Origin of the sequence: Sorangium sp. So ce295 (assembly GCF_051527405.1) — a bacterium.
Classification (GTDB): domain Bacteria; phylum Myxococcota_A; class Polyangia; order Polyangiales; family Polyangiaceae; genus Sorangium; species Sorangium cellulosum_B.
Genome location: NZ_CP150324.1, coordinates 11,123,671 through 11,142,113, shown reverse-complemented (window position 1 = coordinate 11,142,113; position 18,443 = coordinate 11,123,671). Strand labels below are relative to the sequence as shown.

Annotated in this window: 8 protein-coding genes; 6 read left to right on the top strand and 2 right to left on the bottom strand. The window is 69.3% G+C overall.

Annotation, left to right across the window (positions count from 1 at the left end):
- Nucleotides 1-63 precede the first annotated feature (63 nt).
- The 6 genes from WMF11_RS42315 to WMF11_RS42290 all read left to right on the top strand — a co-directional run bounded on the left by WMF11_RS42315 (nt 64) and on the right by WMF11_RS42290 (nt 9,909).
- Nucleotides 64-795, top strand: a complete 732-nt coding sequence (locus WMF11_RS42315) for a PspA/IM30 family protein (RefSeq protein WP_437545761.1) — start codon at nt 64-66, stop codon at nt 793-795.
- Between the two features lie 294 nt (nt 796-1,089).
- Complete coding sequence (locus WMF11_RS42310; RefSeq protein WP_437904754.1) at nt 1,090-1,791, top strand: hypothetical protein; 702 nt, start codon at nt 1,090-1,092, stop codon at nt 1,789-1,791.
- 584 nt (nt 1,792-2,375) lie between these two features.
- Nucleotides 2,376-4,004 (top strand): DUF262 domain-containing protein, encoded by a 1,629-nt coding sequence (locus tag WMF11_RS42305; RefSeq protein WP_437974812.1) that lies wholly within the window; start codon nt 2,376-2,378, stop codon nt 4,002-4,004.
- A 3-nt stretch (nt 4,005-4,007) separates the two neighbouring features.
- Nucleotides 4,008-5,213, top strand: coding sequence for a type II toxin-antitoxin system HipA family toxin (locus WMF11_RS42300; RefSeq protein WP_437974811.1), 1,206 nt, complete (start codon nt 4,008-4,010; stop codon nt 5,211-5,213).
- 275 nt (nt 5,214-5,488) lie between these two features.
- Nucleotides 5,489-8,395 carry a DEAD/DEAH box helicase gene (locus tag WMF11_RS42295; RefSeq protein ID WP_437974810.1) on the top strand — a complete coding sequence of 969 codons (2,907 nt, stop codon included), beginning with the start codon at nt 5,489-5,491 and terminating at the stop codon, nt 8,393-8,395.
- A 317-nt stretch (nt 8,396-8,712) separates the two neighbouring features.
- A complete protein-coding gene (locus WMF11_RS42290; protein ID WP_437974809.1) occupies nt 8,713-9,909 on the top strand; it encodes a PAS domain-containing protein in 1,197 nt (398 codons plus the stop codon).
- Nucleotides 9,910-9,993: 84 nt separating this feature from the next.
- On the opposite strand, the gene WMF11_RS42285 is transcribed toward WMF11_RS42290, so the two are convergent.
- Nucleotides 9,994-12,015, bottom strand: a complete 2,022-nt coding sequence (locus WMF11_RS42285; protein ID WP_437974808.1) for an ATP-binding protein — start codon at nt 12,013-12,015, stop codon at nt 9,994-9,996.
- Nucleotides 12,012-18,287, bottom strand: coding sequence for an AAA family ATPase (locus WMF11_RS42280; protein WP_437974807.1), 6,276 nt, complete (start codon nt 18,285-18,287; stop codon nt 12,012-12,014). The genes WMF11_RS42285 and WMF11_RS42280 overlap by 4 nt, the downstream gene beginning before the upstream one ends.
- Nucleotides 18,288-18,443 lie beyond the last annotated feature (156 nt).

The following is an 18,443-nucleotide window of genomic DNA, read 5'->3' as shown; positions in this document are numbered from 1 at the left end:
GGGCGCCCGCGGCCCCGCGCGCGGGCGCTTTACAGGGGCGGCGGGGCGGTGCACGCTAGCGGCATGGGCATCTTCGACCGGATGGGAAAGGTCATCTCGAGCAACGTCAACGCGCTCCTCGACAAGGCGGAAGATCCGAAAAAGTCGCTGGATCTCATCGTCGAGGAGATGAAGGACCAGGTCCGCGCGGCGCGGAAGGAGCTGGTCGACGCGGTGGCGGCCGAGAAGGTGCTGCGCAAGAAGGTCGACGAGCTCGACGCCGAGGCGGAGAAGTGGGAGAAGCGCGCCGAGCTCGCGCTGAAGGCGAACGACGAGAAGCTCGCGCGCGAGGCGCTCGTGCAGAAGAAGCGGGTGGTGGGCGAGCGCGACCGCGCCGAGGCGATGCGCGCGGAGCAGCGCTCGGCGGTGCTCTCGATGAAGACCGAGCTCGAGCGCATGGAGGCCAAGCAGGAGGAGTTCCAGGCGCGGAAGGGCACGCTCGCGGCGCAGATCCAGCAGCAGCGCGCCGGCGGCGGCGCCGAGGGGCTCGGGGCGAGGGGCGGCCAGAGCGCCTTCTCCGAGTTCCGGCGCATGGAGGAGCAGGTCGAGGGGCAGGTGGCGCAGGTCGCGGCGTCGCGCGAGATCGAGGAGGCGATCTCCGGCGGCGGGCTGTCGGCGGCCGAGCTGGAGGCGAAGTTCGCCCAGCTCGAGCACGGCCGCGGCAGCGCCGGCGCCGGCAGCGCGGACAAGCCGGGCGGGGCGGCGGTCGACGACGAGCTCGCCGCGCTGAAGAAGCGGATCCGGATCGGGTCCTGAGGGGCTGAAAGAAGAGCGGCAGGAAGGCGGGGAGCGGCGGCCGTCCTCGCCGGACGCGCTGTGGCGGCGCCGGCGCCGGCGCCGCATCGAGTGACATTCCGCCTCGGCGAGCCTCCTTCCTTCGACAGGTGACGAAGGCTCCACATCACGGAGCGGTGGAGGCGACCTCCCGCACCTCGGAGCGACCGCCGGGGGCGCGTCGCGAGATTGCGGGTTCAGCCGTATGGACCGAACTTTGGGGCGTACCTGTAGCTCATGTTACGCTTTCGCGCGTCACAGAAAGCCGAGGTGCGCATGAAGTGGAGTTCGATCGTCTTTCTTGGGTGCTTGCTGGTGGCCTGCGGGGATGATGAGATCAGCTTTGGCAGCGGCGGCGCGGGCGGTCGTGCCGAAGGTGGGGGCGGCGCGGGCACCGGCGGCAAGGCGGAAGGCGGAGGCGGCGCGGGCACGGGCGGCAGCGCCGAAGGCGGAGGCGGCGCGGGCACGGGCGGCAGCGCCGAAGGCGGGGGCGGCGCGGGCACGGGCGGCAGCGCCGAAGGCGGGGGCGGCGCGGGCACGGGCGGCAGCGCCGAAGGCGGGGGCGGCGCGGGCACGGGCGGCGATGCGGAAGGGGGCGGCGGCGCGGGCGGCAGCAGCCTCGATACGACGGAGCTCGCGATCGCTTCCGATGAAGCCGCCACGGCGGGTTGCGCGACGTTCGTGGACGGGGCCTGGGGTGTCGGGGAGACCGACTTCATCGACGGTGAGCCCACGAACGACGATTGCGCCCTGGTGCCCGTGCTGGTCGAGGGGAGTCCCTACTGGATCACGTCGGGTGAGTTCGAAGGGGACATCGATCTCGACAGCCTGGAGCACTCGTTCTCGACCGCGGCGGCGGCGATCGACGAGGGGAGTTATTCGATCGTCCTCCGCAACTTCACGTTCGAGGAGATCTTCACCGGAAGTATCGAGGTGGCGGACGTGACGGACGAGGCCGTGACTCTCTCCATCGAGTAGAGCACGTCGCAGATCTCAAGCGGCACGCCGCCCCCCGACGGAGGCCGCACCTGACGGAGAGGAAGAACGTAAAGGGCGCGACCAGGTAAGGCTGCTCGCGCGCGGTGCGGTTGCGCTGGTCGGCTTCGCTCGTCTCGACTCCTCATAAGCCGCTCGCGGCCGCGTGAGGAGCTCCGGGCGCGGGCCGCCGTGGGCGAGGTCGCACGGCGCGGCGGCCGCGCGACCTCGCCGGACGCCGTGAGCTCGGGCGAGCCTGCGATGAAGCTGCGCCTCGAAGGCGCGCCGAGCTGGGCGACCGGGCGCATCGGGGCGCCGCTCGAGCGCCGGTGGACGGCGATACGACCCTCTGCCCGGCGGCGCGCCTGGGGAGGCGCTCCCCGGAGGGGCGGCATACCGTCCTGCACAGCCGTGCCACGACGACCCCTGTGAGCTCGAAAAGCCATGCGGAGAATACAGATTGGCGTGACCTGCGCTATTGCTCGGGAAGCCTCGGGGGACGCCTGGGAAGGGTCGGCCCGAACAGGGCTGTGCGCGTCCGCTTGCCGACTGACACGCGAGACGGAGCGGAGTATACTCGGTGCGGCATGGCCACGCCCCGCTTCGCCGAGTCACCGCCGCAGCTCGATCGTCGTCCCGAGGCGAAAGCTTTTCAGATCGACGAGCTTCTCGCGAGGGTACAGGAGGGGAAGGTTCGTGTCCCCCCTTTCCAGCGTGCGCTCAGGTGGGAAGACTCCGATCGGCTAGATTTTTTCGACAGTATTTACCGTGGCTATCCGATCGGAACGCTGCTCTTCTGGCAGCGCCAAGCGCCCGCGGTGCGGCTCTCGCTGGGCAAACTGAACATCGACGCGCCCGCGCGCTCCGATGCTCTGTGGGTCGTCGATGGGCAGCAGCGTATCACCACGCTCGCCGAGACCTTGCTCGGGCGCCTGGTACCCGACGAGCGCGCCATGCATTTCGATCTGAAAGAGACGAAGTTTGTTTATTCGAAGGTGCGTAAAGAAACCATTGAAGTCGAGCTCCCCAGACTGCCGATGGCCGTTGTGTTGGACTCGAACCAGCTTCTCGAGTGGCTGTTCGCTCATCCCAAGCTCGGCCCGGCGCAGCGTGCCCTCGCGCTCGATGTTGGCAAGCGTATTCGAGAATACCAGATGCCGTGTTACATCGTCGAGACGAGCGACGAGCAAGTGCTCAGGACCATCTTTCACCGCACCAACCGCTCAGGTCGCCCACTCGAAGAGCATGAGGTGTTCAATGCGCTCTTTGGCTCATTAAATCAGAGTCAGCCTTCGGATCTGCGCCATGTTGCACAGAGAGCCTCTGAAATGGGGTTCGGCCCCCTGGCAGAGGGCGATGTGCTCAACGCGCTACTGGCGGTGAAAGGGCTCCCGCTCGATCGTGACTTCACCGACGCGCTGCATCGCGATGAGGTGCCTGCCGCGCTCAGCGCTACCGAGGCCGCCCTGCGGGAGACGATCGTCTTTCTCCGGCGGGATGCCGGTTTCGCGCACGTCGAGTTGCTGCCATACACTTTGCCCATTGTGGTCCTGTCGAAGTTTTTTTACGAGTTTCCAACGCCTCGAGATCGGAGTCGCTTGCTGTTGCGTCGTTGGTTGTGGCGCGGAGCGCTCGGCGCTCGCCTGACCGGAGCGACCGTGGGGATGAGGCAGCACCTTGCCTGTATCCGGAACGACGACGAAGAGGGATCGGTCCAGCGGCTGCTGGCGCTGGCAGGTACCGCGCCGGCAGAGGACGTCCAGCACCTTCACGGCTTTCACTTCGCCTGGGCGCGTAGCAAGCTGCAGTGCTGCGCGCTCGCGTCGTTGGGGCCGCGGGACCTGATGAGCGGGGAGTTGCTCGACGTGACGACGCTCTTCTCCGCTCCAGGGGAAGAGAAGGTGCCTACCGTGCTGCGAGGCAAGCTCGCCGAGGACGAACGCGCTTCCGGTCTGGCGAACCGCATCCTGCATCCACGGCTACCGACGCGAGAATTCATCAAGGCCATCACCGCGACGAGCGATGAACAGACGCTCGCGTCGCATGCGATCTCGAGCGAGGCGCGTGCGGCTTTGGGCGCCGGCGACGCGGCACGGTTCCTCAAGCTCCGCGAGACGACTCTGTGGCAGACGGTCAAGCGCTACTTCGAGCGCCAAGGCGAGTGGAACGCTGACGACAGTCCATCCCTATCCTCAATGATCGTGAGCGAGGACTGAGCCATGAGGTTGCGCGTTCTGCTCCGCGACGCCTCGGTCGGCATGATCGAACGGCACCAGGATGGGCGGGTCGTCTTCCGCTTCGATGAGGCTTACCTGGCGCTCTCGGAACGCCCCGTGCTCGGCCGCTGGTTCGAGGATCATCTCGCCCCACCTCTGGAGTACGCCGGACAGAGCGGACGGCTGCCACCGTTCTTCCAGAACTACCTGCCGGAAGAGGAGAGCGCGCTTCGCACGCTGCTGGCGCGCAAGGCGGGCGTGCGGGAAAATCAGGAGCTATCCCTCCTGGCGGTGCTCGGCGGTGACCTCCCCGGAGCCGTCGTCGTTCGCGCCGAAGATCCGGCGGCGGGTGGTGCCCAGCTTGACGAACCGGCGCCCTCATCCCCGGCCGAAGACGACACGCTGCGGTTTTCTCTGGCCGGTATGCAACTCAAGTTTTCGGTGCTTCAACAGGAAACGCGCTTCACGCTCCCCGTTGCCGGCCAGGGCGGGCGCTGGATCGTCAAGCTGCCGGACAGGCGTTATCCCAGGGTGCCAGAGAACGAGTACTCGATGCTGGCATGGGCACGGGAAACCGGTATTTCCGTGCCGGATTTCAATCTCGTGCAGGTCTCGGATATTCAAGGGTTGCCCGAAGAATTGCGCTTCGACGAGACCCTGGCGCTCGCAATCCGGCGCTTCGACCGGAACGAACAAGGAGCCCGCATCCATCAGGAAGACTTCGCTCAGGTTCTCAACGTGCGGCCTCGGGACAAGTACAAGGGTCACAACTACGCGACGATCGCGAACATCGTGCGCAACGTATCGGGCGAGGCCGATTACGAAGAGTTGGTGCGCCGCCTTGTCTTCGTCGTGCTGAGCGGAAACGCCGACGCACACCTGAAGAACTGGTCGCTCGTGTACCCCGACGGTCGCCGGGCGCGGCTCTCGCCGGCCTACGATCTCGTCTCCACGATCGCCTATGGCCCGGGCCTGGACCAGCGCCTCGCCTTACGGCTCTCCGGCGAGAAGGAGTTCTCCCGTGTTACCCGAGCTCACTTCGAACGGCTGGCCGAGAGGATCAAGGCGTCGCCGGCACTCACGAGCGACATCGTGTCCGAGACTGCATTGCGCGCGCGCGACGCGTGGTCCACGCTGCGCGGATCGTTGCCTATCGCTCCCGGCGCGCGAGAGGAGCTGGAGCGGCACCTGAACACGATCCCGCTCTGACCATGCGCGAAGTCAGCCGCCCTGAATGGGCGCGGCAGGACGCCCCTTGCGCCTTGCCCGCGGCGGCGCGCAGCGACGGTGCGGGGACGTTCCCCGGACAGGCAGCGAGATCCTGGGAAGGGGGGCCGCGCACGAGGCCGCCGCTTGCCAGGCTCGCTCGCCGGTGCTCGAGCGGGATCGAGCGACCCGGTAGCTTCGTGCACGCTCGAGATCGCACGTCCTCCGCGCTGCGCGAGGGGGCTGCGCCGCGGGGCGGTCGATTTGATGATAAATGGATGACTCCAAATGCAATGCTCGGCTCGCTCCTCTGGGCTGTTGCGAAGATCCGGCGGCTGCGGCAAAGCTGCGCCGTGCGCCCTGCCTCGATCGAGCCGACCCGCTGGGATTCCCCGCGATGCGATGACTACGAGGATATCGAGGCGGTCCGCCGGTACGAGCGCGAGGTGCGCGTCTATCGAGCGCACAGCGAGCCCTTCTCCGTCACGCCGCTCAGCGATCGAGTCGACGGCGACTACGCCGTGGCGAGCGGGAGCGGGGGGCGGTACGTCGTCGATCTCGTGGACGCCAGCGCGCGCCACGACACGTGCTCTTGCCCTGATTTCCTGGGCAATCAGCTCGGCACGTGCAAGCACCTCGAGGCCGTGCGCCGCGCGGTCGCGGAGCGCCCGGCGTGGCGCCGCGCGCTCGCCCGGATCGACGCGCCGGCGCGGCCCACGCTCACGGTCGACGCGCAGGACGGCCTGCGCCTGCTCGCGGTCGGCGCGTGGCCCGCGTCGCTCCGCGAGGAGCGCGCGCGCCTCGTCCAGGCGGGCGGCCTGCTGAGGATGGCTGCTGAGGGAGCTCTCGGGAATCACGCGTCCCCGTCCCGGATCGTCCATGCGGCGTTGCCGGCGGCGGAGCGGCTCGCGGGGGCGATCTGGCACAAGCGCCGCCGGCGCTCGCTCGAGGCGCAGGCGGGCCGAGAGCAGGGCGCGCTGGAGGCTCTCGGGCTGCCGCTCTTCCCGTACCAGCGCGAGGGCGTGCTCCACCTCTTCCGCAACGGGCGGGCGCTGCTCGCCGACGACATGGGCCTCGGCAAGACCCTCCAGGCGATCGCGGCATGCGAGCTCTTGCGGCGACGCGGGGAGGCGCGGCGGGTCCTCATCGTCACGGCGGCGTCGCTCAAGCACCAGTGGGCGCAGGAGATCGCGCGGTGGACGGGCGAGCGCGCCGCGGTCCTCGGCGGCTCTCCCGCGCAGCGCACGGGGGCGCTCGCGCTGGAGGCGGCGTACACGGTGCTGAGCTACGAGCTCACCTGGCGCGAGCTCTCGCGGCTCCAGGCGCTCGCGGCGGACGTGCTGGTGCTCGACGAGGCGCAGCGCGCGAAGAACTTCCGCACCAAGACGGCCGCGACGCTGCGCGCGATCCCGTCGCGCTTCCTGTTCGTCCTCACGGGGACGCCGGTCGAGAACCGCCTCGACGACCTGTATGCGCTGCTGCAGCTCGTCGACCCCGCGCTGCTCGGGCCGCTCTGGCGGTTCAACGCCGACTTCCACCGCCAGGACGAGCGGGGCAGGATCGTCGGCTACCGCAACCTCGGCGAGCTGCGCCGCCGCGTCGCGCCGGTCGCGCTCCGGCGCGAGCGGGCCGAGGTGCTGCTGGATCTGCCGCCGCTTCTCGAGCAGACGCGGTACACGCCGCTCACGCGGGAGCAGCGCGAGCTCGAGGCGGACTACCGCGCTCAGGCGGCCCGGCTGATCGCGATCGCGGAGCGCCGTGCGCTGCGCAAGGAGGAGCTGGACCGGCTCATGATGATGCTCTTGAAGGCGCGGCAGGCGTGCAACGCGCTCGAGCTGTGCGATCCTAGCCGCCGCAAGAAGGCGTCGCCGAAGCTCGACGAGCTGGAGGCGCTGATCGCCGAGGTGACGGCGCAGCCCAGGAACAAGGTCATCGTGTTCTCCGAGTGGGTGGGGATGCTGGAGCTGGCCCGCGAGCGCCTCGACCGGCTGCGCGTCGGCCACGCCATGCTCCACGGCGACGTGCCGACGGAGCGCCGCCCGGCGCTGCTCGACCGGTTCCGGGACGACACGGCGGTGCGGGTGCTCCTGAGCACGGACGCCGGCGGGGTGGGGCTCAACCTGCAGGCTGCGAGCTACGTCGTGCACCTGGATCTGCCGTGGAACCCGGCGCGCCTCGACCAGCGCACGGCGCGCGCGCACCGCCTGGGCCAGGCGCACCGCGTGAGCGTGACCTACCTCTGCGCCGAAGAGGGCATCGAGCGAGGCATCGAGGGCATCCTGAGCGAGAAGCGCAAGGTGCTTGTGGCGTCTCTCCGGGCCGACTCCGCGGTGGAGGAGCTCTCGGCGCCGAGCTTCTCGGTGGTGCTGCGCGAGATGAGGCAGGTGCTGGCGGTGGCGGAGGGAGTCGAGGCGGCGGAGGGAGCCGAAGCGACGGATGCGGGCGCGACCGAGGAGGGGGGCGGCGACGTCCTGCCTGCGGCGAGCGGCGAGGGAGGCCAGGGCGCGCCGGCGTCGCTGGTAGAATGGTGGGGGCGAGAGGCCGTGACGGCGATCGATCCCGCGGTGGGCGGGGCTGCGGCGGAGGGGGCCGCTGCGGGCGCCGGCGCCGTGAAGCCTGCCGTCGTGGAGACCGCCACGGCGGCGCTGCGCGCCCGTGTGGCCGAGGTCGAGGCCACCGGGGCGAAGGAAGAGGGCGCGGGAGCGATCGGGGCGGGCGTGGGAGCGACAGGGGAGGCCGCTGGGACGATGGGAGAGGCGACGCATGAGAACGGCGACGGACAGGCGCGCTGGCCGTCGGCGGGCCCTCGCCCTCCGGCGGCGACCGCCCGGAAGGCGGCAGCGGATAGGCTTCGGCTCGCGCGGGTGGTGTTGGACGCCGGCTTCGCCGCGGACGCCGCTCGCGCAGCCTACGAGGCGCTCGCCGGGACCATTGCGGGCATGCTGGAGGGGCCAGCGCCCGAGTCGCACGCGGCCCTCATCGCGGGCGTGTACCGCGACCTCGTGCCGGCCGGCGGGCTGCCCATCGAGGCCCACGCCGTGCTCGCGCGGCTCCACGACCTCGGCGCCCTCGCGCGCGCGGGCGTGCCGCTCGACGCGGCGCTCGCTAGGTCGGCCGTCGACGAGGCGACGAGCTGGGTCGAGCGGCTGGGGGGTGCGTCGCTCGCGCGCGCGGCCGAGCGGTAGCTTGATCCGGACATCGCGTCTCGCCGGGATTTCGGCGCGCGAGCCGGGCGCCGTACCGCCTCCAGCACGACCATGGGATGCGAGTCGGTCCGGTGATTCCGGCAGTCGTGGCTTGTGAAGCGGGCCTGAAGAACACGGCTCTCGAGACTCGGCAGCGGCGGCGAAGAAGGAGCCGCGACGAGACGGCGCCGGCCCTGGAAGAGGGCGGCGAAGACGAGTTTGGAAAACATGGCGTCGTGTGAACGCCTGAGCGTTGCAGCGCGCCCCCGCCTTGACTCGGAATTGCGATGCCGCGTGAAACAGGGTGAAGTGGCGCCATGAGCGAGGGGAACGGGAGCGCCTTCACGGATCTGCTCGAGCGCCTGCCGACGGCGGTTCATGTCTATCGCTGCGACGGGGCCGAGGCCACCGCGGAGCCGCGCTTCGTCGCGGCGAACCCGGCGGCCGTGCGCGCCCTGGGCCGCGGCGCGGCGGGCGCGCGCGTCGAGGAGGTGTTCCCGGCCCTGCGAGGCGCGGGCATCCCCGAGCTCTGCGCCCGCGTGGCACGATCGGGCTCGCCCGCCTCCCTGGGAGAGGTCCGCCTGGGCGCGGGCGACGGCGGCGCGCCCGTCCTGCTGGTCAAGGCATTCCCGCTCGGAGAAGGGTGTGTGGGCGTCGTGTTCGAGGACGTGAGCGGGCTCAAACAGGCGCACGCGGAGGAGCTGCGCCTCCTCCGGATCGCTTGCCAGGCCGCCATCGACGCGGTGCCCGATATCCTGTTCGTCAAGAGCGTCGACGGGCAACGCTATGTCTTCAGCAACAAGGCCGGCGCGGAGGGCGTCGGTCTGACGACCGAGACCATCGTCGGGAAACGCAACGACGATCTCTTCCCGCCGGAGGTCGCCAGGCACCTCACCGAGATGGACGAGCGCATCGCCGCCGGGCACGAGCGAGCCTTGTTCGAGGAGGAGCTGCCGCTCGACGACAAGCGGACACGAAGCTTTCAGACGACGAAGGTGCCTGTCCGCGACAGGGACGACAAGCCCCTTTACATCGTGGGCCTCGTGCGGGACGTGACCCGTCAAAAAGAGGTCGAGCTGGACCTGGCGAGGGCGCGGGAGAGCCTCCTCGACACGATCCGGCAGCTGTCCACGCCCGTGCTGCCGATCCACGAGGGCGTGCTCGTCGTGCCCTTGATAGGGCAGATGGACAGCGAGCGGGGGGAGCGGCTCACGGAGACCTTGCTCGACGGCATCCAGCGACACCAGGCGGAGATCGTCATCATCGACATCACGGGCGTGATGACGGTCGACACGTCCGTGGCGAGCCGCTTGATCCAGGCGACGCGGGCCGCGGCGCTGCTCGGCGCCGAGTGTGTGCTGGTCGGGATCGCGCCGTCGATCGCCCAGACGCTGGTGCAGCTAGGGGTCGATTTCGGAGCGCTGACCACGCGCGGCGATCTCCGGGCCGGCGTGGGCTATGCGCTCGATCGAAAGGGCTCGCGGGCGCAGAGGACAGGACCGCATCGGCGTTGACCAAGAACCTGGCTCACCGTGCTCCCATGAGCGATCGCGCCCGCCCGGCGTTCAGCGGCGAGCCCACCGGGTGACCGGCTCCGGCTAGGTGGAGTGGCTCGCTGCGCTCTCGGTCGAGAGCGGCAGCTCGACGCAGAAGGTCGAGCCCTGGCCGACCTCGCTCGACAGGCGAATTCGTCCGCCGTGCGCCTCGACGATGGTGCGCGTGATGTAGAGGCCGAGCCCGAGCCCCCCATAATTCCGCGACGAGACGCCGCGGCGAAATCGCTCGAAGAGCTGCGTCCGCACCTCGGCCGGGATCCCGAGCCCGTGGTCCGCCACCGAGAGCCGCGCGACCCCGCCTTCCGCGGTGATGGTGATCTCGATCGGCGCGCGTTCCCCGAACTTGATGGCGTTGGTCAGGAGGTTGGTCACGACCTGTTCGAGGCGGTACCGGTCCCACCAGCCGGTGATCGGCTGCTCCGCGCGCACGGCGAGCGTGCTGCCCGACTGCGCGAGCTGGTCGCCGAGCTGGGCGACGATCTCGGCGACCAGCTCGCGCAGATCGACGGGCGCCCGGTCCAGCTCGAGCCTCCCCGCCTGGATGCGGGAGACATCGAGGAGCATGTCGACGAGGTTGGAGAGGCGCTTGATCTGGCGGCCGGAGAGGGCGACCGCCGAACGCACGCGCTCGGCGTCCATGCCCCGCGAGAGCCTTTGCCCGAGCGATTGAATGGAGAGCTGCAGGGAGGTGACCGGGGTGCGGAGCTCGTGCGAGGCGATGAGGAGGAACTCGTCCCGCAGACGGGTGGCCTCCTCCGCCGCCGCGCGCGCGCGGCGCTCGTCCAGGAGGAGCCGATCGCGCTGCTGCTCGGCGTGCACGCGCGCGGTGATGTCGCGGAAGCTCCAGACCCGCCCGGCCACGCGCGCTCCGAGGCGCTGGGGCTGCGTATAACACTCGAAGACCCGCTCGTTCCGAAGCGGGAACGTGTCGAAGGCGCTCGCCTCGGGATCGGCATAGAGGTCACGGACGCTTCGCAGGAACAGCTCGGGCTCGCGGAGCTGGCCGCCGACGAATGCGAGGAGCACATCGGCCGATCCGCCGTCGAGGACATCGGTGGGGATGCTCCACATCTGCGCGAGCCTGTGGTTATGGCGCACGACGCGCCTCGCGTCGTCGACGACCAGGATGCCGTCCGCCGTGGATTCGAGCGTGGCCTCGAGGAGCGAGTAGGAATGGCGCAGCACGTCCTCGGCGTGCTTGCGGCCCGTGATCTCGGTGGCGATACCGCAGACGCCATCAGGTTCGCCGGCGGGGCCGCAGAGCGGGAACTTGAGAGAGATGTACGTGCGTGCGCCGTCGCGCTGGGGGGCCACCTCATCGAGCTCCATGGCCCGATTCTGCTGCAGGACGAGCAAGTCGTTGGCGCGATACGCGTCGGCCTGCTCGGGTGGGAAGATGTCGTGGTCGGTCTTGCCGATGATCTGCTCGCGGCGCATCTGGAAGAGCTCTTCCCACCCGCGGTTGACGAGCATGTAGCGGCCCTCGATGTCCTTGACGAAGACGACGGCGGCGGTGTTGTCGACGATGGCCTGGAGCAGATGCTGGCTCTCGCGGAGAGCGGCGTTCGAGCTGGCCAGCTCGGCCGTGCGCTCTCGCACCCGCTGCTCCAGCGCTTGATGGACACGCTGCAGCTCCGCGTTCTTCTCTTCGAGCTGCCTCTGCGCCTCGCGCAGGCTCAGGTGCGTCGTGATCCGTGCCATCACCTCTCCAATCTCGAATGGTCTGGTGATGTAATCGACGCCCCCCGCCCTGAACCCCACGAGCTTGTCGGCCGCGTCGGTCAGGCAGGTCATGAAGAGCACCGGGATGTCTCGAGTACTTTCAGCCGCTTTCAGGCGGCGGCACGTCTCGAAGCCGTCGATGCCAGGCATCAACACGTCCAGCAGGATCAGGTCGGGCCTCGTGAGGCTGGCCCGCTTCAAGGCCTCTTCACCGCCCTGAGCGACGAGCACGCGATGACCTATGCATTCCAGACTATCCACCAGCACGCCGAGATTGGCGGGCACGTCATCCACGATCAGGATAACGCGGGTGCGCGGACCGGGGGCCGTGGCGCTGCTCATGGTCGCTGACCGCCCCCCATGCACCGCGGCAGCTCCGGCCCCACCATCGCCATCGGCTCGACCCCCTGCAGGCGTTCCTCGACCAGGGTGAGGAGCGCGTGGGACTGGTAGTCCTGCGCGAGGCGATCGAGGCGGTCGGCGAAGGGGCGGTAGCGGTCGCCCAGGGTGAGCAGGTAGGCGGCCCGCTTTCGGATGTCGCGCATGTTGCCCTCCAGGGCCAGGGCATGGAGGACTTCCATCTCCTCCCGGGGAGGCGCCACGAGCTCCGCGGCGCCCCTGTCCCCGGCTTGCTCCTCGGCCGGTCTGGCATAGACCCAGGTGAGCCCGAGCTGGGCGCCGATGATCCGCAGCAGGCTTTCCTGGTCGATCGGCTTGCTGAGGAAGGCGTCGGCGCCGGCGGCGACGCACTCCGCCTGGTCCTCCTCGTTGGCGCTCGCGGAGACGACGATGAGCGGCAGCCGCGCGAGCCCCCGAGCCTCGCGATCGCGGCGAATGTTATGGATGGTCTCCAGGCCGCCCATCACCGGCATGACCAGATCCATCACCACCAGATCCGGCGACGCCGTTCTTGCCTGCTCGATGGCCTCCTGGCCATTCGCCGCCTCGCAGACCTCGAAGCCCCGGTTGCTCAGCAGGTCCAGAAGCACCGCCCGATTGCTCACCACGTCGTCGGCGACCAGCACCTTCCGGCGCGGCCCCTCGTAGCCGATGGCGACCCGCTCGGAAGGCCGGAGGGGCGTTGCGATCTCGGTCACCGGCAAGGTCGCGTCGAACCAGAAGCGGCTGCCTTCGTCGGGCCGGCTCTCCACGTGGATCTCGCTGCCCATGAGGTGCACCAGCTGGCGGCTGATCATGAGCCCGAGGCCGGTACCCGGGCGGCGCCGCACATCCCCCACCCGCCCGAAAGGCTGGAAGAGCTTGGCCAGCTGCTCCGGCGTCATTCCGACGCCGGTATCCTCCACCTCGAAGCGCAGGCGCGCCCCGGTCTCGTCCTGGGCGAGCAGCTGCACCCCGAAGCGCACCCGCCCCCGATCGGTGAATTTCACCGCGTTGCCGAGGAGGTTGAGCAGCACCTGGCGCAAGCGCTTCTCGTCGGCCAGCGCCGCCCGGGGCAGGTGCGGCGTGACGTCGTAGACGAAGTGAAGGCTCTTCTGCTCCGCCCTGACGCGGATGATGTCGGCGACGACCGTCAGGAAGGCCGAGAGATGGATCGGTTCGGGGTAGAGCTCCAGCTTGCTCGCCTCGATCTTGGCCAGGTCCAGAAGGTCGTTGATGAGGGTCAAGAGGTGCTGACCGCTCTGTTGAATGGTATTCAGTCCCACTGCCCGGCGGTCTTCGAGATCCGGGGGGTGCTTGAGGATCTGGGCGTAGCCGAGGATGGCGTTGAGCGGCGTGCGCAGCTCGTGGCTCATGTTCCTCAGGAACTCGGTCTTCGCACGGCTCGCGGCTTCGGCCGTCTTGCGGGCCTGGCGCTCGGCCTCGGCCTGCTTGCGCTCCGTGATGTCGGTGGAGATGCCGCAGACGGCATAAGGCTGCCCCGCCGCGTTGCACAGGGGATACTTGAGCGAGATGTAGGTGTGCAGCCCATCGTCCTGGAGGGCCTCTTCCTCGGCTTGAAGCGCGGTTCCGGTGGCCAGCACCTCCTGGTCGACGGCGCGGTAGGCATCGGCCCTCTCCCTGGGAAATAAATCGTAGTCGGTCCGGCCGACGATCGCTTGCTGACTGACGTGGAACAGCTCAGCGTAGCGCCGGTTGATCATCAGGTAACGACCCTCGATATTCTTGAGGGAGATGACCGCTGTCGAGTTGTCGACGATCGACTGGAGGAGCTCTTTGCTGTCCCGCACGGCCTGCTCGGCGCGCCGGCGTTCGCTGTTCTCCTGGAGCAGGTCGGCGTAGAGCGTGGCATTGGCGATCGAGATGGCGGCCTGGGCGGAGAGCAGCTCCAGCACCGAAAGCCGGTCCGGGGTGAACGCGCCGGCGATGAGGTCGTTTTCCAGGTAGAGCAACCCCACGAGCTCCGCCTGCCGCAGGATGGGCAGGCAGAGGGCGGATCTGGCGTACCGATAGAGGTCGTCGCCGGCGATGATGGGGTTCCGTGCCGTCCCGTCGTCCAGGATCACCTTCTCCCGGCTGCGCCGGACGTAGTTGAGCAGGGACGCCGGCAGATCCGGAGGGAGGGCTTCGGGCTCGCGAGGAATACGCACCTCGATCTCGGGCCCCTCCGCCCTCGCCTCGGCCGTCAAGAACAGGGTCTCGCCGCGGGCGAGGAGCAGGCAGCCCCGCCTCGCGCCGGCGTTCTCGACCAGGATGCGCATGAGCGCGTCGAGCAGGCGGTCGAGGACGATCTCGCCCGAGATGGCCTGGGAGGCCTTGAGCACCGAGCTGATGTCGAGCGCGGCGCCGGTGGGCGCGGTGGCCTCCGGGCCTGTCGCGACGCGGAGGAGCTCGCTCGGGACGAGGTCGGGGTACGCGCGTTCGAGGCGCCGCATCGCCTCCGTCGCGCCCCAGCGGCCGTAGGCCCTTTGCGCCTCGGTCATGTAAGCGCGGGCAATGGTGGTCTTGCCGAGGACGAGCCAGTGGCGCGCGCAGAGCTCGTTGCCGAGGGCCTCATCCTGGAGGAAGCGGTTCTGTTTCGCGAGGGCGATCCCCTCGTCGTAGTGATCGCTCGCAGCGTGCGCATCGCCGCGGACGCGCTCGAGCTCGGCAAGGAGCAGGGCGCGGCGGTGGGCGAAGTTCTCCGGGCCGAGGTCGGCCCAGCGGGAGACCTCGGCGGCGAACTGCTCGGCGCGGGTGATGAAGAGCGCACGCTCGTCCGGCGAAACGACGTCCGAGGCCCGCGCGAGCGCGATACCGCTGTAGAAGTGGAAAGACGGGGTTCCGAGCCAGGCCCGATTGGGCTCGAACCCGAAGTTAACCTGGAGGGTCGCGCGCGCCCCCTCCTCGAACTCACCCTGGAAGACGAGCAGGAACACGACATAGAAGCTCGCGAAGTAATGCCAAGCTTGGTAGTTGTGCCGGCGCGCCTCGTCGAAGATGTTCTCGATGTCGACCCACTCCCCCACGAGCACGGCGGGGCGCTCGGTCGCGATCGAGAGGTTGTGCGCGATCTGCCCGACCGAGCTGGATATCCAGGTGATGGCGTTGAACCGGTCGAGCTTGAACATCGGCACGAGGCTCCTCGCCTCGGCGAGGAGGTCAGGGATCGGCAGACCGCGGATGAGGCTATTCGTGCTGAGGTTGGCCGTGTTGTAGAAAGCCCAGATGTACTGGCCGGTCTCGACCCCGGCGTGAATGCCGGTGAGCAGCGGCTCCCTGCAGGCGTCGAAGCTATCTTTGCAGTGCTGGATGTGGGCGGCCCACATGTTGCACAACATCGCTTCGGATTTCTTGTCCGGGTATCGCTCGGCGAGCGCGAGGGCGGCGCGGCCGAACTGGTAGCCGAGCTCGACGTCGCCCCGGGCACAGAGGAAAGACCCGAAGTTCACGCAGCCGTAGATCGAGTTTGGTGACAGGCCGTGGAGGTAGGAGATCTCCAAGATCTTCGCGAACATGATGCCGTAGTTGTTCGGGCTGATGTGGTAGGTGGGGGAGAAGAGCTCCTGGAGCACGTTCTGCAGGGCCGCGATCTCCCGGTCCACGAGCGGGGGCAGGTCCAGGAGCGCCTCGAGCGAGCGCTCGCGGACGATAGCCATCGTCGTGCGAATGTGGGCGTCGAGCGTCTCGTCGTCGGGCATGAGAGGCAGGTCGATCCCGAACCCCCTGAGGGCCTCGAGCCCCTCGGCGAGGGCGGCCGAAAGGTCGTTTCTCAGCACCTGCACGTTCATCTTGAGCCGCAGCACCTCGGTGCGATCGAGCCGGCTCGCGGTCCGCTCCAGGCAATCGGAGAGGAGCGCCAGGGCGTCGTCGTGCTGGCCCGAGAGCGAGAGCATGAGGCCGGTCTTCATCGCGTATGCGAGGCGGAGCGGGTACTGCGACGTCCAGGCGTCCTCCGGGAGGCGCAGCAGGCCGAGCTCAAGGTAGCGCAGGGCGGCGCCGAAGGCGGCCGAGTCCTCGGCGCGGCAGGCGGCATCGAGGCTCATGCGGGCGAGGGAAAGGCGCTCCGCGGGGTCCGACACGAGGTCGCCAGCGCTGCTCAGGTGGCCGACGACGTCGAAGAGGCTCTGGCTCTCGGAGAGGTCCAGCTTGCCCGCGAGCAGCCGGCCGATCCGGAGGTGGAAGGCGGGCCGGTCCGCCTCCGGGATCATCGCGTAGGCGCCCTCCTGGACCTTGTCATGGGCGAAGCGGTAGCCCTGGCGCCCGGCCAGCACGAGCCCCTCGTCGACGGCGGGATCGAGGCGGCCGTACACCTCTTCCGGCGAGCACTCGCTCACCGTGGCGAGCATGTCGAGCTCGAACCGGTTGCCGATCGCCGCGGCGAGCTTGAGCGCCTCCACCGCCTCCGGCGGCAGGCGCGCGATGGTGCGCACCATGAGGTCGACGACATTGTCCGTGTACGCGAGCGCCTCGATCCGGGCGAGGTCCCAGCGCCAGCCTGACCCGGCCGCGAACGTGAGCACGCCGTGGTCGTGCAGCGACCGGACGAACTCCTTGACGAAGAACGGGTTGCCGCCGGTCTTCTTCTGCACCGCATCGACGAGCGGCCCGCAGTCGTCGCGCTCCAGGCTGTCCGAGAGCATCTCGAGGAGGTGCGAGCGCGCGAGCGGGGCGAGGACGATGTCGCGCACGACGAGCCCGGCATTCTTTAGCTCCTCGACGGCCCGGACGAACGGGTGCGCGGGCGACACCTCGTTGTCGCGGTAGGCGCCGCAGAAGAAGAGCGCCGCGAGCGAGTCGTCGGCGAGGAGCGTACGGAGCAGCCCGAGGCTCGCGGCGTCGATCCACTGGAGATCGTCGAGGAACAGGACGAGCGGGTGCGCGTGCCGTGCGAACACCGAGACGAACAGCAAGAAGCAGCGGTTCAGGCGGTTCTGCGCCTCGAGCGGGGCGAGCGCCGGCACGGGCGGCTGCGCGCCGACCACATGGCCGAGCGAGGGGATGACGTCGCAGACGACCTGCGCGTTCGGCCCGAGCGCCTCGAGGATCGCGCTGCGCCAGCGCTCGATGCGCGCCTCGCTCTCGGTGAGGATCTGCCGCACCAGGCCGTCGAACGCCTGGATCACCGCGCTGTAGGGCGCGTCGCGGTTGTACTGGTCGTACTTGCCGCTCGTGAAATAGCCTTTCTGCCGCGCGAGCGGCCGCAGGATCTCCTGCACGAGCGAGGACTTGCCGATGCCCGAGTAGCCGGAGACGAGGACGCTCTCGCGGCTGCCCTCGAGCGCGCGCTCGAACGCGGCGGTCAGCGCCTCGATGTCCTGCTCGCGGCCGTAGAGCTTCTGGTGGATCCGGAACAGGTCCTGGCGATCGTGCTGGCCGGCGACGAAGGGCTCGATCGTCCCCGTGCCGCGCAGGGCCTCGCGACAGCGATCGAGGTCGGCGAGCACGCCCTCGGCGCTCTGGTAGCGGTCCTCGGCGTTCTTCGCGAGCAGCTTGAGCACGACGCCGGAGATGGCCTCGGGGATCGTCGGGTCGACGCGGGACGGCGGCGCGGGCGCGAGGGCGAGGTGCGCGTGGATGAGCTCCATCGGGTCCAGGGCCTCGAAGGGGCGCTGACCCGTGAGCACCTGGTGAAGGAGGACGCCGAGCGCGTAGAGGTCCGTCCGGTAGTCGACGCCGCGGTTCATGCGGCCTGTCTGCTCGGGGGAGACATAGGGCAGCACGTCGGCGAGCACCGCGGGCGCGTAGAGCCGCTCGTGGGCGCGGGTGATCTCGGCGTCGACGCCGAAGCTCGTGATCTTGACCGCGCCGCATGCGCCGACGAGCACGTTGTGAGGGCGCAGATCGCGGTGGATGAGCCCCGCCGCGTGCACGGCGGCGAGGCCTTCGGCGAGGGCGGCCGCGAGATCGAGCGCCTCGCAGAGCGGCATTCTGCGCGCCGGGCGCGCGGCGAGGATCCGCGCGAGATCGCGGCCCGGGAAGTCCTCGAGAACGACCGTCAGGGCGCCGGCGAGCTCCTCGACGCCGTGCAAAGCGACGAGGCGGGGTGAGGCGAGCTGGGCGATGCGCTCGCACTGGTGCTTGAAGCGCGCGACCTCGGCGCGAGTCGCTCTCTCGGCGCGCAGGACTTTCAGCAAGACCGGGACACCGTCGTCCTCGCGGCACGCGCGGAACAAGCTGAAATCAGCGTGTTCCTCGATCTTCCCGAGGCGCGCATACCCTCTTTCGACGATCATCAATTAGCCTTGCTCGCCTGCCCGTGAAAGGCGGCGCATTCAACCAGTTATATCTCCGGAGGCGGAGATCTGGCACCGAGCTGTGCCGCCAGGGGGGTTGGCGCTGCCCACGCCCCCCAGCCCGCCAGCATCATAGCGAACGTTCGATGACGGGTA